29 protein-coding genes are annotated in these 26,271 nt (G+C 41.8%); 25 read left to right on the top strand and 4 right to left on the bottom strand.

What is annotated here, in order from left to right:
• Positions 1–56 precede the first annotated feature (56 nt).
• From MHI16_RS11965 to MHI16_RS11950, 4 genes are all read left to right on the top strand, one after another.
• Positions 57–1,178 (top strand): Rap family tetratricopeptide repeat protein, encoded by a 1,122-nt coding sequence (locus MHI16_RS11965; protein WP_061408658.1) that lies wholly within the window; start codon positions 57–59, stop codon positions 1,176–1,178.
• 175 nt (positions 1,179–1,353) lie between these two features.
• The gene (locus MHI16_RS11960; protein WP_268466134.1) at positions 1,354–2,094 is read left to right on the top strand and encodes a polysaccharide deacetylase family protein; all 741 of its coding nucleotides are present in this window, start codon (positions 1,354–1,356) and stop codon (positions 2,092–2,094) included.
• Between the two features lie 84 nt (positions 2,095–2,178).
• Positions 2,179–2,907, top strand: coding sequence for a GDSL-type esterase/lipase family protein (locus MHI16_RS11955; protein WP_268466131.1), 729 nt, complete (start codon positions 2,179–2,181; stop codon positions 2,905–2,907).
• A gap of 78 nt (positions 2,908–2,985) precedes the next feature.
• Positions 2,986–3,135, top strand: a complete 150-nt coding sequence (locus MHI16_RS11950; protein ID WP_003217499.1) for a hypothetical protein — start codon at positions 2,986–2,988, stop codon at positions 3,133–3,135.
• 135 nt (positions 3,136–3,270) lie between these two features.
• On the opposite strand, the gene MHI16_RS11945 is transcribed toward MHI16_RS11950, so the two are convergent.
• Positions 3,271–3,411, bottom strand: coding sequence for a sporulation histidine kinase inhibitor Sda (locus MHI16_RS11945; protein WP_003217327.1), 141 nt, complete (start codon positions 3,409–3,411; stop codon positions 3,271–3,273).
• Positions 3,412–3,773: 362 nt separating this feature from the next.
• Between MHI16_RS11945 and MHI16_RS11940 the strand changes: the two genes are divergently transcribed.
• From MHI16_RS11940 to MHI16_RS11905, 8 genes are read left to right on the top strand one after another with little or no spacing between them, the layout of a single operon-like run.
• Entirely contained in the window at positions 3,774–4,295 is a 522-nt protein-coding gene (locus tag MHI16_RS11940) for a YqeG family HAD IIIA-type phosphatase (RefSeq protein ID WP_044139602.1), read from the top strand.
• Positions 4,296–4,297: 2 nt separating this feature from the next.
• A complete protein-coding gene (gene yqeH, locus MHI16_RS11935) occupies positions 4,298–5,398 on the top strand; it encodes a ribosome biogenesis GTPase YqeH (protein WP_058014626.1) in 1,101 nt (366 codons plus the stop codon).
• Positions 5,399–5,419: 21 nt separating this feature from the next.
• On the top strand, positions 5,420–6,262 hold the full coding sequence (aroE, locus tag MHI16_RS11930) for a shikimate dehydrogenase (protein WP_058014627.1): 843 nt from the start codon (positions 5,420–5,422) through the stop codon (positions 6,260–6,262).
• Complete coding sequence (yhbY, locus tag MHI16_RS11925) at positions 6,256–6,546, top strand: ribosome assembly RNA-binding protein YhbY (protein ID WP_034661378.1); 291 nt, start codon at positions 6,256–6,258, stop codon at positions 6,544–6,546. Before aroE ends, yhbY begins: the two co-directional genes overlap by 7 nt.
• A 13-nt stretch (positions 6,547–6,559) precedes the next feature.
• The gene (locus tag MHI16_RS11920; protein ID WP_058014628.1) at positions 6,560–7,129 is read left to right on the top strand and encodes a nicotinate-nucleotide adenylyltransferase; all 570 of its coding nucleotides are present in this window, start codon (positions 6,560–6,562) and stop codon (positions 7,127–7,129) included.
• Positions 7,119–7,682, top strand: a complete 564-nt coding sequence (gene yqeK, locus MHI16_RS11915; protein WP_058014629.1) for a bis(5'-nucleosyl)-tetraphosphatase (symmetrical) YqeK — start codon at positions 7,119–7,121, stop codon at positions 7,680–7,682. The genes MHI16_RS11920 and yqeK overlap by 11 nt, the downstream gene beginning before the upstream one ends.
• A 12-nt stretch (positions 7,683–7,694) precedes the next feature.
• Complete coding sequence (gene rsfS / locus MHI16_RS11910) at positions 7,695–8,051, top strand: ribosome silencing factor (protein WP_003217467.1); 357 nt, start codon at positions 7,695–7,697, stop codon at positions 8,049–8,051.
• Positions 8,048–8,791: a class I SAM-dependent methyltransferase gene (locus tag MHI16_RS11905; protein WP_058014630.1), complete on the top strand. Its 744-nt coding sequence runs from the start codon at positions 8,048–8,050 to the stop codon at positions 8,789–8,791. Before rsfS ends, MHI16_RS11905 begins: the two co-directional genes overlap by 4 nt.
• Positions 8,792–8,839: 48 nt before the next feature.
• On the opposite strand, the gene comER is transcribed toward MHI16_RS11905, so the two are convergent.
• The gene (gene comER, locus MHI16_RS11900) at positions 8,840–9,688 is read right to left on the bottom strand and encodes a late competence protein ComER (protein ID WP_180310495.1); all 849 of its coding nucleotides are present in this window, start codon (positions 9,686–9,688) and stop codon (positions 8,840–8,842) included.
• 90 nt (positions 9,689–9,778) lie between these two features.
• On the opposite strand from comER, the gene MHI16_RS11895 reads away from it, so the two are divergent.
• The 3 genes from MHI16_RS11895 (at position 9,779) to MHI16_RS11885 (ending at position 13,363) form a co-directional block, all read left to right on the top strand.
• A complete protein-coding gene (locus tag MHI16_RS11895) occupies positions 9,779–10,408 on the top strand; it encodes a helix-hairpin-helix domain-containing protein (protein WP_342497961.1) in 630 nt (209 codons plus the stop codon).
• Between the two features lie 65 nt (positions 10,409–10,473).
• Positions 10,474–11,043 carry a ComE operon protein 2 gene (locus MHI16_RS11890; RefSeq protein WP_058014632.1) on the top strand — a complete coding sequence of 190 codons (570 nt, stop codon included), beginning with the start codon at positions 10,474–10,476 and terminating at the stop codon, positions 11,041–11,043.
• Positions 11,036–13,363, top strand: a complete 2,328-nt coding sequence (locus tag MHI16_RS11885; RefSeq protein ID WP_342498173.1) for a DNA internalization-related competence protein ComEC/Rec2 — start codon at positions 11,036–11,038, stop codon at positions 13,361–13,363. The genes MHI16_RS11890 and MHI16_RS11885 overlap by 8 nt, the downstream gene beginning before the upstream one ends.
• 39 nt (positions 13,364–13,402) lie before the next feature.
• Here MHI16_RS11885 and MHI16_RS11880 read toward each other — a convergent pair whose 3' ends face one another.
• Positions 13,403–13,537, bottom strand: coding sequence for a YqzM family protein (locus MHI16_RS11880; RefSeq protein WP_012010638.1), 135 nt, complete (start codon positions 13,535–13,537; stop codon positions 13,403–13,405).
• Positions 13,538–13,773: 236 nt separating this feature from the next.
• Between MHI16_RS11880 and holA the strand changes: the two genes are divergently transcribed.
• On the top strand, positions 13,774–14,793 hold the full coding sequence (gene holA / locus MHI16_RS11875) for a DNA polymerase III subunit delta (protein ID WP_342497960.1): 1,020 nt from the start codon (positions 13,774–13,776) through the stop codon (positions 14,791–14,793).
• Between the two features lie 132 nt (positions 14,794–14,925).
• Here holA and rpsT read toward each other — a convergent pair whose 3' ends face one another.
• Positions 14,926–15,192, bottom strand: coding sequence for a 30S ribosomal protein S20 (gene rpsT / locus MHI16_RS11870; protein WP_003217506.1), 267 nt, complete (start codon positions 15,190–15,192; stop codon positions 14,926–14,928).
• Positions 15,193–15,390: 198 nt separating this feature from the next.
• Between rpsT and gpr the strand changes: the two genes are divergently transcribed.
• From gpr to dnaJ, 9 genes are all read left to right on the top strand, one after another.
• On the top strand, positions 15,391–16,506 hold the full coding sequence (gpr, locus tag MHI16_RS11865; RefSeq protein WP_342497959.1) for a GPR endopeptidase: 1,116 nt from the start codon (positions 15,391–15,393) through the stop codon (positions 16,504–16,506).
• Between the two features lie 66 nt (positions 16,507–16,572).
• On the top strand, positions 16,573–17,781 hold the full coding sequence (locus tag MHI16_RS11860) for a stage II sporulation protein P (protein ID WP_342497958.1): 1,209 nt from the start codon (positions 16,573–16,575) through the stop codon (positions 17,779–17,781).
• A 14-nt stretch (positions 17,782–17,795) separates the two neighbouring features.
• Positions 17,796–18,128 (top strand): YqxA family protein, encoded by a 333-nt coding sequence (locus tag MHI16_RS11855; RefSeq protein WP_061408632.1) that lies wholly within the window; start codon positions 17,796–17,798, stop codon positions 18,126–18,128.
• A 131-nt stretch (positions 18,129–18,259) separates the two neighbouring features.
• Positions 18,260–20,098, top strand: a complete 1,839-nt coding sequence (gene lepA / locus MHI16_RS11850) for a translation elongation factor 4 (protein ID WP_050943735.1) — start codon at positions 18,260–18,262, stop codon at positions 20,096–20,098.
• Between the two features lie 117 nt (positions 20,099–20,215).
• Positions 20,216–21,355, top strand: coding sequence for a radical SAM family heme chaperone HemW (gene hemW / locus MHI16_RS11845; protein WP_342497957.1), 1,140 nt, complete (start codon positions 20,216–20,218; stop codon positions 21,353–21,355).
• Between the two features lie 81 nt (positions 21,356–21,436).
• Positions 21,437–22,468, top strand: coding sequence for a heat-inducible transcriptional repressor HrcA (hrcA, locus tag MHI16_RS11840; RefSeq protein ID WP_003217350.1), 1,032 nt, complete (start codon positions 21,437–21,439; stop codon positions 22,466–22,468).
• Positions 22,469–22,531: 63 nt separating this feature from the next.
• On the top strand, positions 22,532–23,089 hold the full coding sequence (gene grpE / locus MHI16_RS11835) for a nucleotide exchange factor GrpE (RefSeq protein ID WP_012010630.1): 558 nt from the start codon (positions 22,532–22,534) through the stop codon (positions 23,087–23,089).
• A 24-nt stretch (positions 23,090–23,113) separates the two neighbouring features.
• On the top strand, positions 23,114–24,955 hold the full coding sequence (gene dnaK, locus MHI16_RS11830; RefSeq protein ID WP_061408626.1) for a molecular chaperone DnaK: 1,842 nt from the start codon (positions 23,114–23,116) through the stop codon (positions 24,953–24,955).
• Positions 24,956–25,120: 165 nt separating this feature from the next.
• Positions 25,121–26,254, top strand: a complete 1,134-nt coding sequence (gene dnaJ, locus MHI16_RS11825; RefSeq protein WP_012010628.1) for a molecular chaperone DnaJ — start codon at positions 25,121–25,123, stop codon at positions 26,252–26,254.
• Positions 26,255–26,271 lie beyond the last annotated feature (17 nt).

Here is a 26,271-nt window from a genome sequence, read left to right as displayed (position 1 = left end):
AGAAGCGTGCTAAAATATGTAATATTAGACCGAAAAGGAAGGGGTTTTTTCGGAACATGGGGAAGGTTCTTTCTTCACATGTAGGTATGAAAATTAATGAATGGTATCGAATGATACGGCAGTTCAGTGTTCCAGATGCGGAAATCCTAAAAGCAGAAGTAGAAGCGGAAATTGAACGGATGGAAGAGGACCAGCATTTACTGATTTATTATCAGCTCATGTGTTTTCGGCACCAGATCATGCTTGACTATATACACCCTTCAAAATATCAACCTTTCTCAGTATCTAATCTTGTCGATAAAATCGAAAACTCCAATCATGAGTTATCTGATATGCTGCATTATTACCATGCATTTTTTCGTGGCATGCATGAGTTTAGTCAAAAAGAATATTTAGAAGCTGTCAAATATTACCGAGTGGCAGAAAAACAGCTGTCTATGGTATTTGATGATATTGAGCAGGCTGAATTTCATTTTAAAGTAGCAGAAGCCTACTATATTATGAAGCAAACGCATGTCTCGATGCATCATATTTTAAAGGCGCTGGAAATATACGATCAGCATGATGCTTATTCTATTCGCATCATTCAGTGCCTGTTTGTGATCTCAGGAAACTATCAAGATTTAAAACGAAAAGACCGAGCACTGCCTCATTTAAAAAAGGCAAAACAGCTCGCATCACAAATTGATCACCCGCGGATATACAGTTCAGCGCTTTATAATTTAGGGAAATGTTATGGGGAGCTGGGCTACCTTGAGGAAGCAGAACGCTATTTAACAGAATCGGCTAATATTGCCTGTAAAGAGCAGCTTCCCACGCTTCCGCATACGCTCTATACGCTGGCAAAACTGCTTTTTAGACAAAATGAACAAGTAGCAGCATGCCGCATATTAGAGGATGGAAAATTAGCTGCAAAGAAGCATGAAGACCAGCTGTTCTGTCATATGTTTGAGTATCTAGATGCTTTATATGTTCAAGAAATGAATGAAGAACAACTGCAAAAAACCATTGATTATTTGGAAAAACTTAGCCTATACTCTTATATAGAGGATATCTCACTAGAAATTGCGACAGCCTTAGAAGCCTCTCAACAATACCAGAAGTCCAACCAGTATTATCGGAAATTATTATGGGCTCAAAATCAAATCCAAGAAGGAGAGTGTCTGTATGAATTCTAAGCAACGTTCGACAGTTGAAGAGAGAAACCAAACGTGAAACAAAAAGCGGGCCTGATGGCCAGCTTTTTTTTATGTAAAAAAGAAGCCAGAGATGCGGACCGTGACCTTGAATGTTGAATGATTCATTAAAAAGCGGGCAATTTAATCTGTAAGAATGTTCTGTGGAGGCGGTCAAATGAGAGGGTTGCATGTCTTGATGTGTATATTAATGCTATGCACGTTTGTTCCTAATAAAATAGAAGCTCGAACATTAAAAAGAATCGACCTAGAAAAAACAGGACGAGCTTTTTGGGACATGAGACAGGAACGAAAAAAGATTGCACTGACCTTTGATGATGGACCTCATCCAGTGTACACGAATCAAGTATTAGATGTGCTGAAGGAGCATCAAGTGAATGCCAGCTTTTTTGCTATAGGCAGCCGGATTCATACATATCCAGAGATTGCGAAACGAATCGTAGGCGAGGGAAATGAGCTTGGCAACCACACGATGAATCATACGTATTTTGACCTGTTATCATCAAAGGAGATCAAGCAGGAGCTAAAAGAATCAGCGGCACATATCGCTTCACTCCAGCCAGGAGGGCCCTCATTATTTCGCCCTCCTGGCGGCCGCTTGACGATGAAATCTTTCCGCATTTTGTCAAAACAAGGATATGATGTGGTCATGTGGTCCTTTACGCAAGATCCGAAGGACTGGTCAAGACCAGGCTCACGCAAAATTGCGAGCCGGATTATTGATCACATTCAAGGCGGCGATATCATTCTTTTGCATGATGGCGGGGGAAACCGGAAGCAGACGGTCGAAGCACTGAAACAAGTGATACCTGAATTAAAGGATCGAGGCTATGAATTTGTCAAAGTGAGCGAACTGCTGCATCATGACAAAGCGTATGTACCTGTTCAACTGCACTAGGAAGTATTCGTCAAAAACAGTCATTCATTGAAACCAAAAGTCTTGTCGTTTACTATATGAAGAGGGCTTTTGGAGGTGAATGTTGTGAAGAAATATGTTGTCCTTTTCATCCTGCTTTGTGTCGCTGCTGGGTGTTCAAAGCCAGAACAAGAAAGTGTCATTGCATTTGGCGACAGCAATACAAAGGGATCAAACTGGGACTTTCGAGATTATCCAACATCTGAAAAATGGGTGAATCTCATGAAAAACGTCGAGCGCGGTCAAATTCAAGTGAAGAACGCAGGGATTGGCGGGCAGACGACTGAAGATGCGAAGCTTCGCTTTGAGCAGGATATTTTAAAGCAGAAACCAACTTACGTCCTCATCATGTTCGGTACGAATGATGCGGCGATTTTAGACGGGAAACATCCCCGAGTGACGAAAAAAAGATTTAAAGAAAATATAACCTACTTCATTTCTGAAAGTAGAAAAGCAGGTATTACCCCGATTCTCATGACGTGCGTTCCTGTTGTAGAAGGCGGAAAAAAGGGCTTGTATTATTACTCTAGGTATAAGTCATCTTATTTTGCTGAGAGAGGCGGGGCAAGAGCTTGGCAAAATTCCTATAATGACATCACGAGAGAACTAGCCAAGAATCAGCAAGTACCGCTTGTCGACAACTGGAAAGCGTTCATCCGAGAAGCAGGCGAAGATAGTGACAATGCGCTGATTCAATCAGGTTTGATCGACCCTTCTGGCAATCATATGACGCCAAAAGGGGCAAGAATCATATATAACGAAATCAAAGAGCGTGATGTCATTAAACATTTTTAAATGATGGCCATCTGCCTAAACAAGACCATCCATCCAGCATAGTCTAACAGTATATCTTCCTAGAAGGAGGTAACTGATATGTGGGGATGCCCTTATCCTTACCCTGCGTGTTCGCCTTATCCAGCTCAAGGAGCAGGAATCGGTTACGCTTTTCTTGTTGTGTTCCTTGTGGTCATTTTGGTCGTAGGTGGAGGGTTATGGTTTTGGAATGAACAGCCTTGCAAATAAGACACCTCTTCTTTGTTAAGAAGGGGTGTTTTTTACGGAAAATAGTAGTAAGCCTATAGCGCAAGTGATATAATATCAGTCACCTGAGTTTAAAAAAGGAGAGTGCTCGGGAGGCATGGTTCCTGTGATATGGAATTAAGAGGAAACAGAGAGCATATGCCCGAGCGAACGTCTTTTCATTTCTGTCTCAATTAATTCAATGAAGTCGCGATTTAAGTTCATTTCATTTGCTTTATAGTACGATTCTATAAGTAAATCATCTGACAGCTTTTTCATACTAGAAACCCATATGATGGGAAAAACACCTCCCCTGAAAAAGTTGGCATAAAACTTGAGGAAAAGACATATCATCATAGGTTGATCGAATGTCTCTGAAGTACCTTTAATCTACCATGAATGGGAAACAAGAACAATCGTTCTGTTATCCACATGGTGAAGTGGATAACTTGTGGGTAGAGTGTTTATAATTGAATGAAAGCGTGATGGAATATAGGTGGATAATGTGTGTAAAATTATCCACACCTGTTGAAGGTCCTCATCATATGTCGAAAACTTTTTCATTGTATTCGATAGACAGACAAATTGTGATTTGATTCGACACAATCGCTGAAAAACCAATGGAAGAAAGGGTGCAAATTGTGCTAAAGAAGTATTTCTTACCGGATGAATTTGTGAAAAGCATTTTCCACATTTCACCGCAAAAACTAAAAGAACGAAATGTAAAAGGAATTATTACCGATTTAGATAACACACTAGTAGAATGGGATCGTCCAAGTGCGACGCCGCGCTTAATTGAATGGTTTCAAGAAATGAAGGATCACGGGATACAAGTAACGATTGTATCGAACAATAATGAAAAAAGGGTCAAGCTTTTTTCTGAACCCGTTCATATCCCGTTTATTTATAAAGCGAAAAAGCCGATGGGAAGAGCTTTTAATAAGGCCGTCGCTGATATGCAATTGAAAAAGGAAGATGTGGTGGTCATTGGGGATCAGCTAATGACCGATGTTCTAGGCGGGAATCGTCACGGCTTCCATACGATATTGGTCGTCCCTGTTGCTGCCTCAGACGGATTTTTCACTAAATTTAACAGGCAGATTGAACGCAGAATTTTAGGAGCCTTAAAGCGTAAGGGCCACATTCAGTGGGAGGAAGAGTAATAATGGAAAAGGTTGTTTGTATTGGCTGCGGTGTAGCCATTCAGACGGAAGATAAAGATCAATTAGGATATGCGCCGGCAGCATCTCTATTGAAAGAAGATGTGATCTGTCAGCGCTGTTTTAGGTTAAAGAACTACAATGAAATACAAGATGTTTCTTTAACGGAAGACGACTTTTTAAATATATTGCACAGCATCGGAGAGACAGATTCTCTGATTGTCAAGGTCGTTGATATTTTTGACTTTAACGGAAGCTGGATAAATGGGCTGAGTCGTATTGTCGGTGGTAACCCGATTTTACTCGTCGGCAACAAAGTAGATATTTTACCGAAATCCGTGAAAAAAGATCGTTTGATTCATTGGATGAAACGGGAAGCGAAAGAAAACGGATTGAACCCGATCGATGTGTTCTTAATCAGTGCAAGCAGAGGTCAGGGCGTACCTGAGGTGATGGAAGCGATCGATCATTATCGCGAGGGAAGAAATGTCTATGTCGTCGGCTGTACGAATGTTGGGAAATCTACATTTATCAATCGAATCATCAAAGAAGTATCTGGCGAAGAGAACGTGATCACCACATCACAATATCCAGGTACAACACTTGATGCCATTGAGATCCCGCTTGATGATGGATCTGCTCTATTTGATACGCCGGGCATTATCAATCGTCATCAGATGGCGCACTATGTCAGTAAAAATGACTTGAAGATCTTAACGCCGAAAAAAGAATTGAAACCGAGAACGTTCCAATTAAATGAAGCACAAACGCTTTATTTTGGCGGACTTGCTCGATTTGATTATGTAAAAGGCGGCAGAACGTCATTTGTCTGCTATATGCCAAATGAGCTGAACATACACAGAACAAAGTTAGAGAACGCAGATGATTTATATGAAAAACATGCAGGGGAACTGCTATCACCGCCATCAAAAGAGGGGATGGGAGATTTTCCAGCACTCGTTCCGCATACCTTTACCATTGATCAGCCCAAAATGGATATCGTTTTCTCAGGCTTAGGATGGATCACGGCAAATGATGCAGGTAAGCAAATTAAAGTCTATGCGCCAAAAGGCGTGCATGTGTTTATGAGACGTTCGTTAATATAATTGTTCAGAGGGGGAGAGACCTTGAAACCTTTATACGGAGTAATCGGTAACCCTGTTGGCCATTCAATGTCTCCGGATATTCATAATGCAGCATTAAAGGATGCTGGAATTGATGGACATTATCACGGCTTTCAAGTAGAAAATGATGACCTGAAAGATGCGATTAGCGGTATGAAAGCCTTAGGAATCAGCGGCTTTAACGTCACTGTTCCGCACAAGGTAGACATCATGCAGTACCTGGACAAAATTGATGTCACAGCTGAACGCCTGCGTGCCGTCAATACGGTGCGGCTCGAAGGAGGTCAGCTCGTTGGGTACAACACAGATGGAGAGGGCTTTCTTCATTCATTGCTTGAAGCCTTGGATCAGCCATTATCAGAGCTTTCATTTCTTCTAATTGGTGCTGGAGGAGCGGCAAGAGCAATTTATACGACAATTGCTGGCTATGCACCGAAAAGCTTTGATATCACCAACCGCACCATTGAAAAAGCTGAGGCTTTAATTGAAAGTGCAGATGGGAACATCACTTCTAGTGCCATTACATTAAAGACGGCGGAAGAGCAGCTTGGGGAATATGATGTCATCATCCATACAACCTCTATTGGTATGCACCCGAATGTTGAAGAAACCCCGATTTCTTTAGCAAACGCAAAAAAAACAGCGGTCGTTTGTGATATTGTGTATAATCCAATAGAAACAAAACTGCTCAGAGAAGCAGCCGGGTTAGGTTTGAAAACAGTAGATGGTGTCGGCATGTTTGTTGGACAAGCAGCTAGAGCCTTTGAACTATGGACAGGCATCACGCCTGACGTAAGAAAAATGAAGTCAATTGTGATACAGAAATTAGGAGGAACACCATGTTAAAAGGGAAACAAAAACGTTTTTTACGTGCAAAAGCACATCATTTATCACCTATTTTTCAAGTAGGAAAAGGCGGGGTAAATGACAATATGATCAAGCAAATTTCCGAGGCGCTTGAAGTAAGAGAACTGTTAAAGGTCAGCGTATTACAAAACTGCGACGAGGACAAAACGGAAGTTGCGAAAGCACTTGTCAAAGGTGCAAAAGCTGAACTTGTTCAAACGATCGGAAATGTGATTGTCCTTTATAAAGAATCGAAGGAAAATAAACAAATTAAGCTGCCGTAAAGGTGGATGTGATATGAAAAAAATAGGGTTGTTCGGCGGTACGTTTGATCCTCCTCATAATGGGCATTTACTGATGGCAAATGAGGTGCGTTTTCAAGTAGGACTTGATGAAATTTGGTTTATCCCAAATCACAAGCCTCCTCATAAAACAGACCGGAAACGAGCAGATAGTCGTCACCGGGTGAAAATGGTGGAAGCGGCGATCCAGTCAAATCCACATTTTCGATTGGAGCTCATTGAAATGGAGCGAGAGGGTCCATCTTATACAGTAGATACGGTGGAGCTTTTAAAGAAGCGTCATCCTGAAGATGAGTTCTTTTTTATGATTGGAGCGGACATGGTCGAGTATTTGCCAAAATGGCATCGGATTGATGATTTGCTTCAGATGATTACTTTTATTGGGATGAAAAGACCGGGTTATACCGGAAATACGACATATCCTCTTTTATTTGCAGATGTTCCAGCTTTTGATGTATCATCGACATTGATTAGGCAGCGAATCATGCAGGAAAAACCTGTCGATTATTTGATACCGAAACCTGTTGAGCGTTATATAAAGGAGCATCACTTATATGAATCGTGAAGAAGCATTGAACTGTGTCAAAGAGCAGTTAACAGAGCATAGATATACACATACACTCGGGGTTATGGAGACAGCTATTTCATTAGCGGAACGGTTCGGTGCAGATGTGAAAAAAGCAGAAACCGCCGCTATTTTTCATGATTATGCGAAATTTAGACCAAAGGATGAAATGAAGGGGATTATCCAAAAGGAGCAGATGAACCCTCTATTGCTGGAATATTCGCCCGAGCTTTGGCATGCCCCGGTCGGAGCCTATTTGGTTAAAAAGGAAGTAGCTATTCACGACCAAGACATTTTAACGGCTATTGAATTTCATACATCAGGCAGACCAAACATGACATTACTTGAAAAGGTCATTTATGTCGCTGATTATATCGAACCAGGACGTCATTTCCCTGGTGTTGAAGAAGTAAGAGAGTTAGCAGAGCAAGATCTAGATAGCGCACTGATTCAATCACTAAAAAACACGATCAGCTTTTTATTGAAAAAGAACCAGCCAGTCTATCCAGATACGCTTGCGACTTACAACTCACTTGTGCATAAGAACAATTAAGGAGGAATTTGGATGGATTCATCATCAATTTTAAACGTCGCGGCAGGAGCATGCGATGATAAACGGGCGGAGGATATTATTGCCCTTAATATGCAAGGAATCTCACTTGTTGCCGATTATTTTCTCATTTGTCACGGGAACTCTGATAAACAAGTTCAGGCCATTGCAAGAGAGGTAAAACATCTTGCAGAGGAAAGTGGAATTGAAGTGAAGAAGATGGAGGGCTTTGATGAAGCAAGATGGGTATTGATTGATCTTGGTGATGTCATAGCTCATGTGTTCCACAAAGAAGAAAGAGGATACTACAACCTAGAGAAGCTATGGGGAGATGCGCCGAGAGAAACGCTTTCACTTGGCATTAACTCATGATTTATCAAGGGTTTGCAGGTGTATATGACGAGCTCATGACACATGCACCTTATGATGAATGGGTTCAGTGGATCCAGCAGAATATCAAACCGAATGCTGCCATTATTGATGTTGGCTGTGGAACTGGAGAGATTTCTCTTCGGTTAGCTGAAAAGGGTCATGCAGTCACAGGAATTGACCTCAGTGAAGAAATGCTGGCTTTCGCGCAGCAAAAAGCACAGGCGAAAAAGCAGTCCATTCAATTTTTACATCAAGATATGAGAGAGCTGACGGGTTTTGAGCAAGTCTTTCAAGCGGCGGTTATATGCTGTGATTCCTTGAATTACTTAAAAAACGAAAATGATGTCAAAAAAACCTTTAAAAACATGTTTCAGCTTTTAGAGGCAGATGGGGTTTTACTCTTTGATGTTCATACTCCTTATAAAATGGATAAGGTATTCCCAGGTTCGACTTATGCCGATCAAGATGAAGAGATCAGCTATATTTGGCAGAGTGATAAAGGGGATGACATGTATTCGGTCATTCACGATTTAAGCTTTTTTGTAAAGGACGGAGACGTGTATCAGCGTTATGATGAGACACATGAACAGCGTACATTTCCATTTGAGACGTATGCGGCGTTCCTTGAGTCCGCTGGCTTTGAACAAATAGACGTGACTGCTGATTTTACAAATGAAGCGCCCGGGGAATTCGCCGAAAGATATTTCATTTCAGCTAAGAAACCAAAAACCATCGTTTAATGGAACGATGGTTTTTTAAAATCCTTTTTTCGCTTGTTGCAGAGTTGATTAATTTCTGTGATCATCAGTAAATACACTTGGCGGGTATTGATGCGCAACTGCTTCAAGATCTTCATCGAATTTTTCATGTGTGTTTTGAAAAAGGCGGTGAAACATATCTTGAACACCTGCTTCAAGTGCTTTAATCCCTTCACCAGTGACGCCGCCTTTTACACACACTTTGTCTTGCAGTGTCGGAAGGGTATAGACTCTTTTTTCGATCAAACGGCCAAGCCCTACAAGCATATCTTCTGATAAGGAGGTGGCTTCTTCTTTAGAAATATCCGTTTCTTCAACGGCTGCTTCAATCATTTTCTGAACGAGGAAGCTGATAAAGGCAGGACCGCAGCTGACGATATCAGACGCCGCTCTTGTAATCGAATGATGAATTTCGATAGGTGTTGAAATGCAGGAAGCTAATTGTCTTAACGCTGTTTTCGTTGTGACATTACATGACGATCCAAATGTTAAAAGTGACGCTCCTGATAAAGCGCGGTTCGTAATGCTTGGAATCAGCCTGGCTGTTTGACAAGGAACGACATCCTGAAGCTGCTCAGGATGAACCGGACTTGTGATGATGACAATGGTTTGCTGCTCTGTTAAGAGAGGGCTCACTTCCTTTAACAGAGGATAAATATCAAGCGGTTTGACACAAACAAAGATAAAATCTTTATTCGTGATAGCTCCTGTAAGCTGTTTCGTAACTTCAAGCTCTGGATGGTTCTTTTTTATATTGAACGCTTTTTCAATGGTCCGGTTTGTAATGGTGATGGATGAGGGATTGACTGCCTTTGATTCAATAAATGCCTCAGTAAGTATGGTACCCATGTTTCCTGTACCGATTATCCCGATATTCAAACGTTCTCCCTCCTTAGGCGCATAGGATCTGTTATCTTCTAAACAGTATGTTGAGCAATAGAAAAATATGATTGAAAGAAGCGTGAGCACTTGAAGCGATTCATTCCATTGAAAAAATACAGTCTTTATATCGGAGCTGGGCTCATGGGCGCGATCATCATCACTTTCTTCCTTTTGGTAGGAAATAAGGGGGGCACTAGAGAGCCAAGTGTACTGAAGGGCGATCAAGACAAACCAGTCACATTAGAAGACAAACAAGAAAAGACCGATAATGAATCATCCTCCATTTTTGTGGAGGTCAAAGGGGCTGTAAAAAAGCCAGGTGTTTATACGTTTCAGCCTGATGCGCGGGTAGAAGAAGCCATTCGAAGGGCAGGAGGCTTTACTAGTAAAGCAGACACGATTGAAATTAATCAAGCAGCAAAATTAGAAGACAGTATGATGATTTATGTTCGGAAGCAGGGAGAAGCAGAGAGAGAGACACAAACAGCAGGTGCAAACGTTCCATCAGGTAATGAAAAAAGTCAAGGTGTCAATGTGAATCAGGCTGATGCGGCGGAATTGCAAACCATTAATGGAATAGGGCCAGCTAAAGCAGAAGCCATCATTACGTACAGAGAGGAACACGGAGAATTTCAACAAATTGAAGATTTGCGGAACATTTCAGGTTTTGGGGAGAAGACCATTGAACGGCTGAAAAATGAATTGACCGTTAAGTAGAATTGACGGTATAGAAGGAAGGCATGTACACTTAATACCAACCATCATTCTGGAGGGATCAGCTCGTGGAAAGAATTTCATGGAATCAATATTTTATGGCACAAAGCCATTTGCTTGCTTTACGAAGCACCTGTGAGCGGTTAGCTGTTGGGGCGACCATCGTCAGAGACAAGCGTATCATTGCGGGAGGATATAATGGTTCAATTGCTGGTGATGTCCATTGTGCAGATGTGGGATGCTATGTCATTGATCATCACTGCGTTCGCACCATCCATGCGGAAATGAATGCTATTTTACAATGTGCCAAATTTGGTGCACCTACATCCGATGCTGAAATATATGTCACACATTTTCCTTGTTTGCAGTGCTGTAAAGCCATTATTCAAGCAGGTATTCGAACCGTATACTATGCAAAGGATTATAAAAATCACCCATACGCCATTGATTTATTTGAGCAGGCAGGTGTTCAAACGGAACAAGTTGAACTTGATGAAATGATCATCGACTTAAAAAATCAAGAAAAATTAGCCTTTGTTGCAGATCTAATTGGCAAACTAAGTGAATCAGGACTTAGTGAATCAGAAATTCGCGATATGCATGAGAAGGCGAATCAATTATTTACTTCCTATGTTTAATTATTTGCCGTTTGGGGCAATTTCAGCAGCTGTTGGAATTGCTCTGGCTGCATATCATCTTCATATGTATTTCCTTCTCTTTCTTCTCATCATCTTCCTTCTCAGTCTACTGAAAAAAATTCCCAAACTCTTTCTCATGATCAGCCTATGTGGAGCTATCTATATTCTTATTTTTATGGTTCATGAGTCTTTTGAAAAAGATCAACCTGTTCAAGAAAAATTCTTTTCCGGCTCCGTTGTGATGGAAACGATTCCGAAAACAGATGGCAATCGTTTTTCGGCGACTGTGTCAACAGAAGATGAGCGGCTAGCCGCTTTCTATACCATTCAAACAGAGCGTGAAAAAGAGGCGCTAAAAGATATAGAGCCAGGTATGAGCTGTCATATGATGGGTGATGTTCGACGACCTAAACACGCAACCATTCCTAACGGGTTTCAATACGATCAATTTCTAAAATCAAAAGGCATTCGCGCTATTTTCTTACCGCAGTCAATCAAAGGCTGTACAAAAAATGATCGTCCTTCCTATTTTCTTCAAAAGATGAGGCAAAAGGGCTTAAAATTCTTAGAAGATCATGTACCGAAAAACTCTGTAGGTATTGTACAGGCTCTTATTTTTGGAGAACGAGAATTGATAGATTCTGACACACTAAGAGACTATCAAATGCTCGGCATTATTCATCTGTTAGCGATCTCAGGACTCCATGTGCAAACGCTTCTTGCCTGTTTATTTTGGTGTCTGCTTCGTGCCGGTGTGACTAGAGAGACAGCACGTCTTCTTCTATTATGCTTTCTTCCAGTTTATGCTTGTTTGACAGGTGCTGCACCATCAGTTTTAAGAGCTTGCCTTATGGCAGGAATCTATTTAGTGATGACAAGCCTGCCAAAAGAAATGAAACAGTCTTCTGCTGTCGTATTAAGCGCAGCGTTTTTATTCTTATTAGCGATTCATCCTCTATATCTATTCGATATCGGATTTCAGCTTTCATTTGTGGTGACGTTTTTTATTTTGTTATCGGCCAGAATCTTATCACAAGCGAAAAGCGCAGTGATGCAGTTATTCCTGATCTCATTTGTTGCACAGCTTGCCTCGCTTCCTGTTCTTTTATATCATTTTCAGCTATTTTCTTTGCTGAGCATCCCATTGAATATGATATTTGTGCCTTTTTATACGACAGTTGTCCTGCCTCTGTCCTTACTCTTTTTTCTTTTGTCTATCATTTATCTTCCGCTTGGGTTAGCGTTGTTCCAGCTGCTTGATTCGGTCATCCAGCTAAGTCATCAGTTGTCAGCACATATGGCAGTTTTTGATGGGTTCAACTTAATTTTTATGAAATCGACTTGGTGGCATATTCTGCTTGAAGTGAGTGCTATTGTTTTTCTGCTATTTATGATGGAGTGCAAAATGTCCGTTAAATCCTATGTCGTGCCGATTCTGTTACTCATTGGTGTCTTGAGTGCACACTATTTCACCCCGAATTTTCTCCAAAAAGGAGAGGTCACGATGCTGGATGTCGGACAAGGGGATAGTTTGTTTATTCAGCTCCCTTACCGAAAGGGACATCTACTTGTGGACACAGGTGGCAGACTTTCTTTTGATGATGAACCATGGAAAAAAAGACGTAAAGTATCTACGATCGGTGATCAAACGCTAATCCCGTTTTTCCATTCAAAAGGTATAGCAAAACTTGATGTGTTGATTCTCACGCATGCAGATCAAGACCACATGGGAGAAGCGGTTCATTTAATCAAGCGAAATAAAGTAAAGCGGCTGGCTATACCAAAAGGTTTTGCCCGAAGTCCAGAGGATGCAAAACTGTTAAGAAAAGCCGCTGAAAAAGGGATTATGATTGTTGAATTAGAAAGAGGAGATCAGCTCCAAGTTGGAGAGCACACATTTGAGGTTCTCCACCCTTCGAAACACCGGGTGACAAGTAAGAACAATGATTCACTTGTTCTAGCTTTTACTCTTGGCGGGAAACGGTTTCTGTTCACTGGAGATCTTGAACATGAAGGGGAACGAGACATTATGGAAGCCTACCCTCACCTGCGAGCAGATATCTTAAAGGTTGGGCATCATGGGAGCAAAGGGTCAACAAGTGAGGAGTGGCTTCGGCATCTAGAGCCGTCGCATGCACTCATTTCGGCTGGTGAACGCAATCGTTATCAGCATCCTCATCAGGATGTCTTGAAAAAACTCATGGATCATCAAACGAAGGTGTACCGTACAGATCGAGACGGGAGTGTCACATATGAATTTCTTGAGGAGAAAGGAACGTTTTACACGCATCCTCCATATGATATCTTACAAAATCAATAAAAAAACTGCCAAAACGGCAGTCATGTAGCATTCATGAAGTTAAGATCCAACGAGGTGTATAATGGTGGCCAAAATAAACATTGAGGCGAAAAATCCGAATGTGACGATAAAACCAACGGCTGAGTCGGTCACATCATTCCGCTTGCTTTGAACATTTTTTTCAAATTCATTCATTTTCATCCCTCCTGGCTAATTTTAGTATACTTGAACTCATTTGGAATTGCTAGAAGGTAAAGTAACCGTTTTCCATTTTCATGATCATTTTATGAATATCGTCTGTGGCAAGCTGACCCGGGAGCTTGCACCAGACGTTTACTATAAATGAGGAGGCGGTACTTTCAGCTTCCTCTTTACTAATGTCTTCGCACACTTTAGGATAGAGGAGGAAGTGAAAGAGAGGGATTCAATTTATGGTCTTTGAGGTTTGGAACAATTTAAAAAGAGGGGATATCCATCCCGTTTATTGCTTATATGGAAAAGAAACGTATTTACTACAAGAAACAGCAGCTAAATTAAGACAAACTGTAGTAGACGAGGAGACAAAGGATTTTAATTACTCCGTCTTTGATATGGAAGAGATGCCGCTTGAACAGGCTGTGACAGATGCAGAAACCTTTCCGTTCATGGGAGAAAGGCGTCTTGTTGTGATTAAGAACCCTTATTTTCTTACAGCGGAAAAGAAAAAGGAGAAGATTGAGCATGAGCTTTCTCTGTTAGAAGCGTATTTAGAAAAGCCGGCGCCTTATACCATTCTCGTCTTATTGGCACCATATGAAAAGCTGGATGAACGGAAGAAAATCACCAAATTGCTAAAAAAGAAAGCGGCTATGGTTGAGGCAAAAGAGTTAAACCCAAAAGAAACAACGGATTTCACCATTACACTGGTGAAAACAGAAGGAAAGTCGATTTCCTCTGAAGCGGCTGAGCAGCTTGTGATGCTGTGCGGAGGGAGCCTATCCTCATTGTTTCAAGAGGTCAGGAAGCTCAGTACATATATTGGAGAACGAGAAGAAATTGAATTAGCGGATGTTAATCAGCTTGTTGCAAGAAGCTTAGAGCAGAATATTTTTGAATTAATTAACCAAATTGTCAACAGACGCCGCTCTCAGGCCATGCAGATGTTTTATGATTTGCTGAAACAAAATGAGGAACCCATTAAAATATTAGCGCTTATATCCACTCAATTTCGTTTGATTTTGCAGACAAAATATTTCGCTCAGCAAGGATATGGGCAAAAACAAATTGCTTCAAATCTAAAAGTTCACCCATTCCGCGTCAAACTTGCTATGGATCGGGCAAGACTGTTTACAGAAGAAGAGCTCAAGCAGATTGTCAAAGAGCTGTCAACGATCGATTATGAAATGAAAACCGGTAAAAAGGACAAGCAGCTATTGCTAGAATTGTTTCTGCTTCGCCTATTAGGCGCTTGAACATACAAAAAAGACCTTCTAAAAAGAAGGTCTTTTTTGTAGATGTATAATTGCCAGTCTGTCCTAATGGCTGAGCCGGTCAGGACGGACGTACAGTTAAACAGTTGCCTCATTACTGAGGCGTTGCAAGCATTATGCAGAAAGTCCGTTTACTTGTTTAGCAAGTCTTGACTTGTAACGCGCAGCTGCGTTTTTGTGTACAAGACCAGTTTTAACGGCTTTGTCAATGCGTTTTGCAGCAGAAGAAAGAGCAGCTTTTGCTTGCTCAGCATCATTGTTAGCTACAGAAACTTCAACTTGTTTAATCGCAGTACGCATCGCAGACTTGATTGTCACGTTGTGTGCACGGCGTTCGTTATTCGTTTTTGTACGTTTGATCGCTGATTTAATATTTGGCATGTGTTTCACCTCCTAAGATACAACCTAAACACAATTGTCTTAAGGTTAAATCTTCACAATAGAACAAGTTGTATTCTATCAAACACACCTTTAGAATGCAATATAAATGTAAAGTATTTTTCATTGATGAAGCGCTCGAATGTTTCTTTCAAGAGATGGAAAGACTACTGTTAATTACTTGGTGGAAGGAGTCTTTTTATGGAGAAACAGAAACTTGATTTAAGTGCTTATCAAATTCGGACAGACCTGGCTGTTGAAACAAAAGAGATACTAGAACAAGAGAACGATCCGAATGTCGCCAAAAAGGACGGAATTCAAGGGATTGTCGAAAAGGAAAAAGAGGAGCACGGCATCCGTATACGCACGGTGGAGATCACGAAAGAAGGGGAGGCGCTGACCAGCAAAAAGGCAGGAACATACTTGACACTTGAGGCGCAGGGCATTCGGGAGAAAGATTCTGAGATGCAGGAAAAAGTTGTCGAAGTCTTTGCCCATCATTTTGCTCAGTTTTTAAAAGACCGAGGCATTCAGAGTGATGCGAGCTGTCTTGTAGTAGGACTAGGAAACTGGAATGTCACGCCAGATGCGCTAGGTCCGCTCACGGTTGAAAGTCTGCTTGTGACCCGGCATCTTTTTGAATTGCAGCCGGAAAATGTACAGGAAGGCTACCGCCCAGTGTCCTCTTTATCACCGGGAGTGATGGGACTGACCGGTATTGAAACAAGCGACATAATTCAAGGTGTCATCGAGAGGTCCAAACCCGATTTTGTCATTGCAATCGATGCCCTTGCTGCTCGTGCAGTGGAACGGGTGAATACGACGATTCAAATCTCTGATACAGGCATCCATCCCGGTTCAGGTGTAGGGAATAAGCGAAAAGAATTAAGCAAAGAAACGTTGGGAATCCCAGTGATTGCGATTGGCGTTCCGACAGTCGTAGATGCAGTCACCATTGCAAGTGACACAATTGATTATGTCTTAAAGCATTTTGGTAGAGAACTGAAAGATGACCGGCCGTCCCGCTCTCTTGTGCCGGCTGGTTTGACGTTTGGGAAGAAAAAAGTACTAAACGAAGAAGACTTACCAGATGAGGAAACGCGTCAATCATTCTTAGGTATCGTAGGAACTCTTCCAGAAGAAGAGAAACGGCAGCTGATCCATGAAGTGCTTGCGCCGCTAGGGCAAAATTTAATGGTGACGCCTAAGGAAGTGGATACATTCATTGATGATATGGCAAACGTGCTCGCCAATGGATTGAACACAGCGCTTCATCAAAAAATCTCTCAAGATAACAAGGGTTCTTATAATCATTAATCGGTTCTACTTTCTCTAGCTCGCTCATAGTGTAATTACTAGAAAGCGTGCTGGAGGGAGTAAATCATGAAAAAAAGACCCCGCCGTCCTCGACAGTTGGTCGTTGCGATTAATGGAACGAAAGTAGTCAAAAGCATTTTCTTATTTATAGCCTCGCTTGTTGTAGTATTTGTGATGTCAGGGGCGCTGACATCTTTAAAGCCGGAGCTGAGGCCACAAGCCTCGCTATATGGTGTAGCAGATGAGCTTTCCGGGGCTTTTTTTGCCATATTAATGGGCATGGAAAACCAATATTTCGCCTCAGCCGTCCCGAAAGATCAAAAAGGGTTTCATTTCTCTGGACTGTCACTCAAGCTTGCGACCAGTATCAATTTAGAAGACCCGCGTAGTTTTCTAGGGAGAGAACTCCCGGGCTTTGAACATTTTGATACAAAAATCATTTTAGCGGGTGAAGGAACAGATTATACCAACATGCCAATGGAATCGCCGCCGCCAAGTGAAGTCATCCAAGATGAAAAAGAAGCAAATTTGGCAGAGCTGGACAAGCTCGACAAAGATGTGCCGAAAAAGCCTGCGAAAGAGCCGGACCGGTCGACAGGAAAACGAAAAGCAGTGTACATTTACCACACACATAATACGGAATCATATTTACCATTTTTAAAAGGAGAAACGAATCCAAACAATGCACGGCACTCAAAAGTGAATGTCACCCTTGTCGGCGACATGTTCGGAAAGGCGCTTGATCAGCAAGGAATCGGGAATACGGTCGACAAAACAGAAGTTGAAAAACGGCTTCTGCAAAAAGGTTTAAAGTATCCCCAGTCTTATGATGAATCAAGACTGGTCGTAAAAGAAGCCTTAGCGAAAAATGATGATCTCGAATATTTAATCGATATCCACCGTGACTCAAGAAGAAAGAAAGACACCACTGTCGAGATCAAAGGAAAGAAATATGCGAGAATTGCGTTTGTTGTGGGGAAGAAAAATCAAAGCTATGAGAAAAACCTCAAGCTTGCGACGGAGTTCCACCATTTGATGGAGAAAAAATATAAAGGGCTCAGTGTCGGTGTGTTTGCCAAAGGCGAAATTGGTGATAATGGAATTTATAATCAAGATTTATCCGACAAAGCCCTTCTTTTAGAATTTGGCGGAGTGGATAATAATATGGAAGAATTGAAAAATGCATCCAATGCAGCAGCTGATGTCTTTAGCGACATTTTCTGGGACGCGGAAAAGGTAAACGGCAAAGCAAAGGATGAGACAAAACGCTCTTAAGGTGGTGACGGTGCATGGGATCATTTATTGGAAAAACCATTATTTTAGGACTGGTCTTGCTATTTGGCGTCTTTTTAGGAATGCAGCAGGCAAATAATGGCATGCTGCAAATGAAGGGTTACCATGACCCGCAATTAAAAGGCGCTTTCTCCATCCAAATGAACGATGATGAAGAACGAGAAGCCTCTATCTTAGGAACGGCTGTTACAGAAAAGGATCTTGCCGAAAAACAAAAGCAGCTTGAGGAAATAGAGAGCTTTAATGCCTTCTCCAAGGCAGGGAAGGCGTTGTCTGATGGCATGACACATGCAGCTCGTTCTCTTTATGATTGGGTGAATGGGAAATAAACAAATCAACACCATATGACTAAAGCCGCTAATTGATGAGCGGCTTTTCTTGATTTCGATTGAATCTTTACAGCCCTATTGATATAATCTAACCTAGCGCAACCCGCGTTTTATAGTAGGAGTGATAGATTGTGACAGATAAAGAAAAACGATTAGAACGGCAATCAAGAATTCGAAATTTCTCCATTATCGCCCATATTGACCACGGGAAATCCACATTGGCCGACCGTATTTTAGAAAAAACAGCGGCGATTACGCAGCGAGAAATGAAAGAACAATTACTTGATTCCATGGACTTAGAGCGTGAACGCGGCATAACGATTAAATTAAACTCTGTCCAGCTGAAATATAAGGCGAAGGATGGAGAAGAATATATTATGCACCTGATTGATACACCAGGGCATGTCGACTTCACCTATGAGGTATCTCGAAGCCTTGCTGCCTGTGAAGGTGCGATTCTCGTAGTAGATGCAGCACAAGGAATTGAAGCACAGACTCTTGCGAACGTTTATTTAGCTCTTGATAACAACTTAGAAATTCTTCCGATTATCAATAAAATCGATCTGCCAAGTGCAGAGCCTGAGCGTGTAAGAGGAGAAATTGAAGATGTCATCGGGTTGGATGCATCTGAAGCTGTTCTCACCTCTGCTAAGGCGGGTATTGGGATCGAAGATATTTTAGAACAAATCGTCGAAAAGGTGCCAGCACCTGCTGGAGACCCAGAAGCACCGCTTCAAGCTCTTATATTTGATTCTCTCTACGATGCGTATCGCGGCGTTATTGCGTACATACGAATTGTGGAAGGGACCGTCAAACCAGGTCAGAAAATCAAAATGATGGCGACGGGCAAAGAATTTGAAGTACTTGAAGTCGGCGTATTCACACCAAAAGCCATGCCGACAGATGAACTCACTGTTGGAGATGTTGGCTACTTAACAGCAGCGATTAAAAACGTCGGCGATACACGTGTGGGGGATACGATCACAAGTGCGGTGAACCCAGCGAAAGAAGCACTGCCAGGATACAGAAAGCTAAACCCAATGGTTTACTGCGGTCTTTATCCAATTGACACAGCGAAATATAACGATTTACGTGAAGCACTAGAAAAGCTTGAATTAAATGATTCTTCACTTCAATATGAGGCAGAGACGTCCCAAGCACTTGGCTTCGGTTTCCGCTGCGGCTTTCTTGGAATGCTTCATATGGAAATCATCCAAGAACGGATTGAACGTGAATTTAAAATCGATCTCATTACGACAGCACCAAGTGTTATTTACGATGTGTATATGACAGACGGTGAAAAAATCATCGTCGATAACCCGTCCAATCTGCCTGATCCGCAAAAGATTGAGAAAATTGAAGAACCATACGTGAAGGCAACAATGATGGTACCGAATGATTATGTAGGTTCTGTCATGGAGCTTTGCCAAGGGAAGCGCGGACATTTCATTGATATGCAATACCTTGATGCAAACCGAGTGAGCATTGTGTACGAAATTCCTTTGGCGGAGATCGTGTATGAATTCTTTGATATGCTCAAGTCCAACACAAAAGGCTATGCGTCCTTTGACTATGAGCTGATTGGCTATCGCCCATCTACTCTAGTGAAAATGGACATCATGCTGAATGGCGAAAAAATCGATGCTCTTTCCTTTATTGTTCACCGCGATTACGCCTATGAACGAGGCAAGATCATCGTAGAAAAGCTGAAAGAACTTATTCCGCGCCAGCATTTTGAAGTACCAGTTCAAGCAGCGATTGGACAAAAAATCGTGGCTCGCTCTACCATTAAAGCGATGCGTAAAAACGTACTTGCTAAATGTTATGGGGGAGACATTTCCCGGAAAAGAAAGCTTCTTGAGAAGCAAAAAGAAGGGAAAAAGCGCATGAAACAAGTGGGCTCTGTTGAAGTCCCGCAAGAAGCATTTATGGCTGTGCTGAAGATGGACGACAGCACACCGAAAAAATAACATCCTCCTCAAGGCAACCTGCTTTACAATGTCAGCCTTGGCGTTTATAGTCGAAAACAAACAAAGGTGCCGCAGCGATAAACTGCGGCTCTTTACCTGTAAAGAAGGTGTCATCAAATGAAAGCAGCATACATTCACATTCCATTTTGTGAGCACATTTGCCACTATTGTGATTTCAATAAATTTTTCATTAAAACGCAGCCAGTCGATGAATACTTAGCGGCTCTTGAAAAAGAGATGCAGCACACGATCGAGCAAAAGGGTGAGCAAGAACTAAAGACGATCTTTATTGGCGGGGGGACTCCGACATCATTGACCGTCAGCCAGCTAGACGAGCTCATGAACAGCATCCACCGTGTGTTAAAACCGTCAAAAAACCTGGTTGAATTTGCAGTGGAAGCAAACCCAGATGAATTATCACTCGAGAAGCTGCATGTGTTAAAAGAAGCCGGTGTCAATCGGTTAAGCTTTGGCGTCCAAACCTTTGAAGATGATTTGCTCAAAAAAATCGGACGAGTTCATCAAAAGAAAGATGTTCTCACATCTTTCGAGCGAGCAAGAGATGTTGGATTTGACAACATTAGCCTTGACCTCATGTTTGGCTTGCCGCATCAAGAAAAGCATCATGTGATGAATTCACTTGAGACAGCTTTCTCTTTAGGAGCAGAGCATTATTCTGTCTACTCACTGATTGTGGAGCCGAAAACGGTGTTTTACAACTTAATGCAAAAAGGAAAACTGCATTTACCGCCGCAAGAACGGGAGGCTGAAATGTATGAGCTTGTGATGGATGAAATGGAGCGCCATGGATTACATCAATACGAAATCAGTAATTACGCCAAACCTGGTTTTGAAAGCCAGCATAACCTGACCTATTGGAGCAATGAAGACTACTTCGGTTTCGGTGCAGGGGCACACGGGTATGTAGATGGCATCCGAAATGTGAACGCAGGACCAGTGAAGCATTACTTGGAACTGATAGAGCAAACTGGGTTCCCGTATAAAGAAACTCATCAAGTCACAAAAGCAGAGCAGATAGAAGAAGAATTGTTTTTAGGCCTTCGAAAAATCGAAGGGGTGAAAAGTGCCGACTTCCAAGCCAAATATGGTGCTTCACCAGAAGCTCTTTTTCCCACGGTTCTTGAAGAATTAGCAGAAAAAGGTCTCATTGTAAAAGATGACATTGGAATTCGTTTAACAAGAAAAGGAAAATTGTTAGGAAATGAAGTATTTCAAGCGTTTCTCGGTGAGTTATAATTGACATTTTAATTTGAGTTTGGTAATTTTGTTTATACAATTAGCACTCGTTGAAAGAGAGTGCTAACAGGGGTGATGATGATGTTAACAAATCGTCAGCTTTTGATTCTGCAAGTCATCATTAATGACTTTATTCGTTCGGCGCAGCCAGTTGGGTCAAGGACTCTTTCTAAAAAAGAGGACATCACATTCAGCTCTGCGACGATTAGAAACGAAATGGCTGATTTGGAGGAACTTGGTTTTATCGAAAAGACCCATTCTTCATCAGGAAGAATTCCTTCAGAAAAAGGATATCGTTATTATGTAGATCATTTGCTCTCTCCGCGAAAACTGTCGTCTAAAGAGCTTGTGCTTATCCAGTCGGCTTTTCAGGAGAAAATTTTTGAGCTGGAAAAAACAGTTCAAAAATCGGCGGAAATTTTATCAGATCTCACAAACTATACATCGATCGTGCTTGGTCCAAAGTTGAGTGAAAATCGATTAAAGCAAATTCAGCTTGTCCCCGTTCAGCCAAACAAAGCAGTAGCGATCATGATTACAGACAGCGGACATGTTGAAAACAAAACCATTACCTTCTCTGAGCATCTCGATGTCTCCGATATTGAGAAGCTGATGAATATTTTGAATAGCCGCTTAGCTGGCGTACCAATGGATCAGTTGAAGGACAGGATGTATAAAGAAGTGGTCATGCTTCTGCGCACACATTTAAAAGATTATGATCACATTTTAGATGCGCTTGGTAACACATTTACATCGACACAAAATGAATCAAAACTTTTCTTTGGCGGGAAGATTAATATGTTGAATCAGCCTGAATTTCATGACATCGACCGCATTCGCTCACTCATGATGCTGATTGAGCAAAAGAATGATGTCATGCAGCTGTTTCATCCAAATCAGCAAGGTATCACCATTAAAATCGGTTCAGAAAACAATTTGGAAGCAATGGAGAACTGCAGTTTGATCACAGCGACTTATTCGATTGATCAAAAATCACTCGGCTCCATTGCCGTCATCGGACCAACCCGCATGGATTACGGGCGAGTCGTTAGTCTTTTGCATCATGTATCAAAAGACTTGTCAAACGCACTTTCCAATTTGTATGATGAGTAGGGTGATAAAAGGCAGGGGCACAGCCCCTTCGTATTCTTGAATCTTTTGAGGGAGGTGAACACAATGTCAGAAGAAAAACAGACACCTGAGCAAGAAGCAGAGGTTGAAGCACAAGAAGAAGCAGTTCAAGCAGATACTGAGGAAGTAACACAGGATGAACAGTCTGCCTTCCAAGAGAAAATCGATGAATTGCAGCAGCTTCTAGATGAAAAAGAAAACAAGATTCTGCGTGTTCAAGCAGATTTTGAAAACTATAAACGCCGTGCTCGAACTGAAGTGGAGACCGTGCAAAAATATCGTTCTCAACATGTTGTCAGCGATCTTCTCCCAGCTCTTGACAACTTTGAAAGAGCGCTTGGAATTGATCCAGACAATGAGCAGGCGAAAAGTTTGTTAGAAGGAATGCAAATGGTTTACCGCCAGCTGGTAGAAGCGTTGAAAAATGAAGGCGTTGAACCAATTGAAGCTGTCGGCAAAGAGTTCGATCCGAACCTTCATCAAGCCGTCATGCAAGTTGAAGATGAAAACTTCGATTCAAATATCGTAGTAGAAGAATTGCAAAAGGGCTATAAACTCAAAGACCGAGTTATTCGTCCATCAATGGTAAAAGTAAATCAATAACTACATAATGGGAGGTCATCGATTATGAGTAAAATCATTGGGATTGACTTAGGAACAACAAACTCATGTGTTGCAGTACTTGAAGGCGGAGAGCCAAAAGTCATTGCAAACGCTGAAGGAGCACGTACAACACCATCTGTTGTCGCTTTTAAAAATGGAGAGCGCCAAGTTGGTGAAGTAGCGAAACGCCAATCAATTACAAACCCGAACACAATCATGTCTGTTAAAAGACATATGGGTACAGATTATAAAGTAGAAGTTGAAGGCAAGAACTACACGCCGCAGGAAATCTCTGCAATCATTCTTCAACATCTTAAATCTTACGCTGAAGGTTACCTTGGCGAAGAAGTAACAAAAGCTGTTATCACAGTTCCTGCTTACTTCAACGATGCAGAACGTCAAGCTACAAAAGATGCTGGTAAAATTGCTGGTCTTGAAGTAGAACGTATCATCAACGAACCAACAGCAGCTGCACTTGCTTATGGTTTAGATAAAACAGATGAAGATCAAACGATTCTTGTATATGACCTTGGCGGCGGTACATTTGACGTATCAGTCCTTGAGCTTGGAGACGGCGTCTTTGAAGTACGCTCAACTGCTGGGGACAACCGTCTAGGTGGAGACGATTTTGACCAAGTGATCATTGATCACTTAGTGGCTGAATTCAAAAAAGAAAATGGCATTGACCTATCAAAAGATAAAATGGCGCTTCAGCGTTTAAAAGATGCTGCTGAAAAAGCGAAAAAAGATCTTTCTGGTGTATCTTCTACACAAATCTCACTGCCATTTATCACAGCTGGAGATGCAGGTCCTCTTCACCTAGAATTAACGCTAACGCGTGCTAAATTCGAAGAGCTTTCTGCAGACCTTGTAGAGCGTACAATGACACCTGTACGTCAATCTTTGAAAGATGCTGGTTTATCTGCTAGCGAGATTGATAAAGTCATCCTTGTTGGTGGATCAACTCGTATTCCTGCAGTACAAGAAGCAATCAAAAAAGAAACAGGCAAAGAGCCTCATAAAGGTGTAAACCCTGATGAAGTGGTTGCTCTTGGTGCGGCGATCCAAGGTGGAGTCATCACAGGAGATGTCAAAGACGTTGTTCTTCTTGACGTAACACCACTTTCTTTAGGAATTGAAACAATGGGCGGCGTATTCACAAAGCTGATTGAACGTAATACAACAATTCCAACAAGTAAATCTCAAGTATTCTCAACGGCTGCTGACAACCAAACAGCGGTAGACATACATGTTCTGCAAGGTGAGCGCCCAATGGCAGCAGACAACAAAACATTAGGTCGTTTCCAATTGACTGACATTCCGCCAGCACCACGCGGTGTACCACAAATCGAAGTATCTTTTGATATCGATAAAAACGGTATTGTCAACGTACGTGCGAAAGATATGGGTACAGGCAAAGAGCAAAACATCACAATCAAATCTTCTTCAGGTCTTTCTGATGATGAGATCGAAAAAATGGTCAAAGAAGCAGAAGAAAATGCTGAAGCAGATGCGAAGAAAAAAGAAGAAATCGAAGTGCGCAATGAAGCAGATCAATTAGTGTTTACAACTGAAAAAACATTAAAAGATCTAGAAGGCAAAATCGATGATGAGCAAGTGAAAAAAGCAAACGACGCGAAAGATGCACTAAAAGCTGCGATCGAAAAAGGCGAGCTTGAAGACATCAAAGCGAAAAAAGATGAGCTGCAAACAATCGTTCAAGAACTAACGACAAAGCTCTATGAAGAAGCTGCAAAGCAAGCACAAGCTCAGCAAGAAGGCGGCGCTGAAGGTGCTCAAAAAGCAGATGACAATGTAGTGGATGCAGAATACGAAGAAGTAAACGACGATCAAGAGAAAAAATAATCACCTTTATTTTTGAAAAAGACTGCTGAAACGTACTCGTCAGAAAGTCAAAGTCAGGATCTCTTGGCTTTGACTTTTTTTCTTTCCAACGATGAAAGCAATTGAAAAAGGTCAAATCAAAATGATACAATCGTATTTATGTGAGAAAATCGGGAGTGTGAAGAGATGAGTAAGCGTGATTACTATGAAGTGCTTGGCGTGAGTAAGAGCGCCTCAAAAGACGAGATCAAAAAGGCATACCGCAAGCTTTCAAAAAAGTATCACCCTGATATTAATAAAGAAGCTGGCTCAGATGAGAAATTCAAAGAAGTAAAAGAAGCCTATGAAACCCTTTCTGACGATCAAAAACGTTCGCAGTATGATCAGTTCGGTCATACGGATCCAAACCAAGGCTTTGGCGGCGGCGGTTTTGGCGGAGGAGGAGACTTTGGCGGCTTCGGCGGCTTTGATGACATCTTCTCTAGTATTTTTGGCGGCGGAGCCAGAAGAAGAGATCCAAATGCACCGCGTCAAGGAGCAGACTTGCAATATACAATGACGCTTTCATTTGAAGAAGCAGCATTTGGAAAAGAAGCAACGATTGAAATTCCTCGTGAGGAATCATGTGAAACGTGTCATGGATCAGGGGCAAAGCCTGGAACAGATGCGAAGACTTGTTCACATTGCGGCGGCTCTGGTCAATTAAATGTTGAGCAGTCAACTCCGTTTGGTAAAGTGGTCAACCGCAGAGTATGTAACTACTGTAGCGGAACAGGAAAACAAATCGATCACAAATGTTCTACATGCGGCGGCTCTGGTAAAGTGCGTAAGCGTAAGAAAATCAATGTGACGATCCCAGCTGGTGTTGACGATGGTCAGCAGCTCAGAGTGTCTGGTCAAGGGGAGCCAGGTGTAAATGGAGGACCTCCAGGCGATTTATTTGTTGTGTTCCATGTGCGCTCGCATGAATTCTTCGAGCGTGACGGAGATGACATTTACTGCGAAATGCCGCTAACCTTTGCACAGGCTGCATTAGGTGACGAAATTGAAGTGCCGACATTACACGGTAAAGTAAAATTGAAAGTCCCTGCTGGCACGCAAACTGGCACGAAATTTAGACTCAAAGGAAAAGGTGTGAAAAATGTACGCGGATATGGTCAAGGCGATCAGCATATCGTTGTACGAGTCGTCACACCAACAAATTTAACGGACAATCAAAAAGATATTATTAGAAAATTTGCTGAAGTGAGCGGAAATAAACCGGACGAACAAGAAATGAGCTTCTTCGATAAGGTAAAACGCGCATTTAAAGGCGAGTAAGACGGATAAGGAGTTGG

Source organism: Bacillus sp. FSL K6-0923, from assembly GCF_038630825.1.
GTDB lineage: Bacteria > Bacillota > Bacilli > Bacillales > Bacillaceae > Bacillus > Bacillus pumilus.
This window is presented reverse-complemented; position numbering and strand designations above follow the sequence as displayed.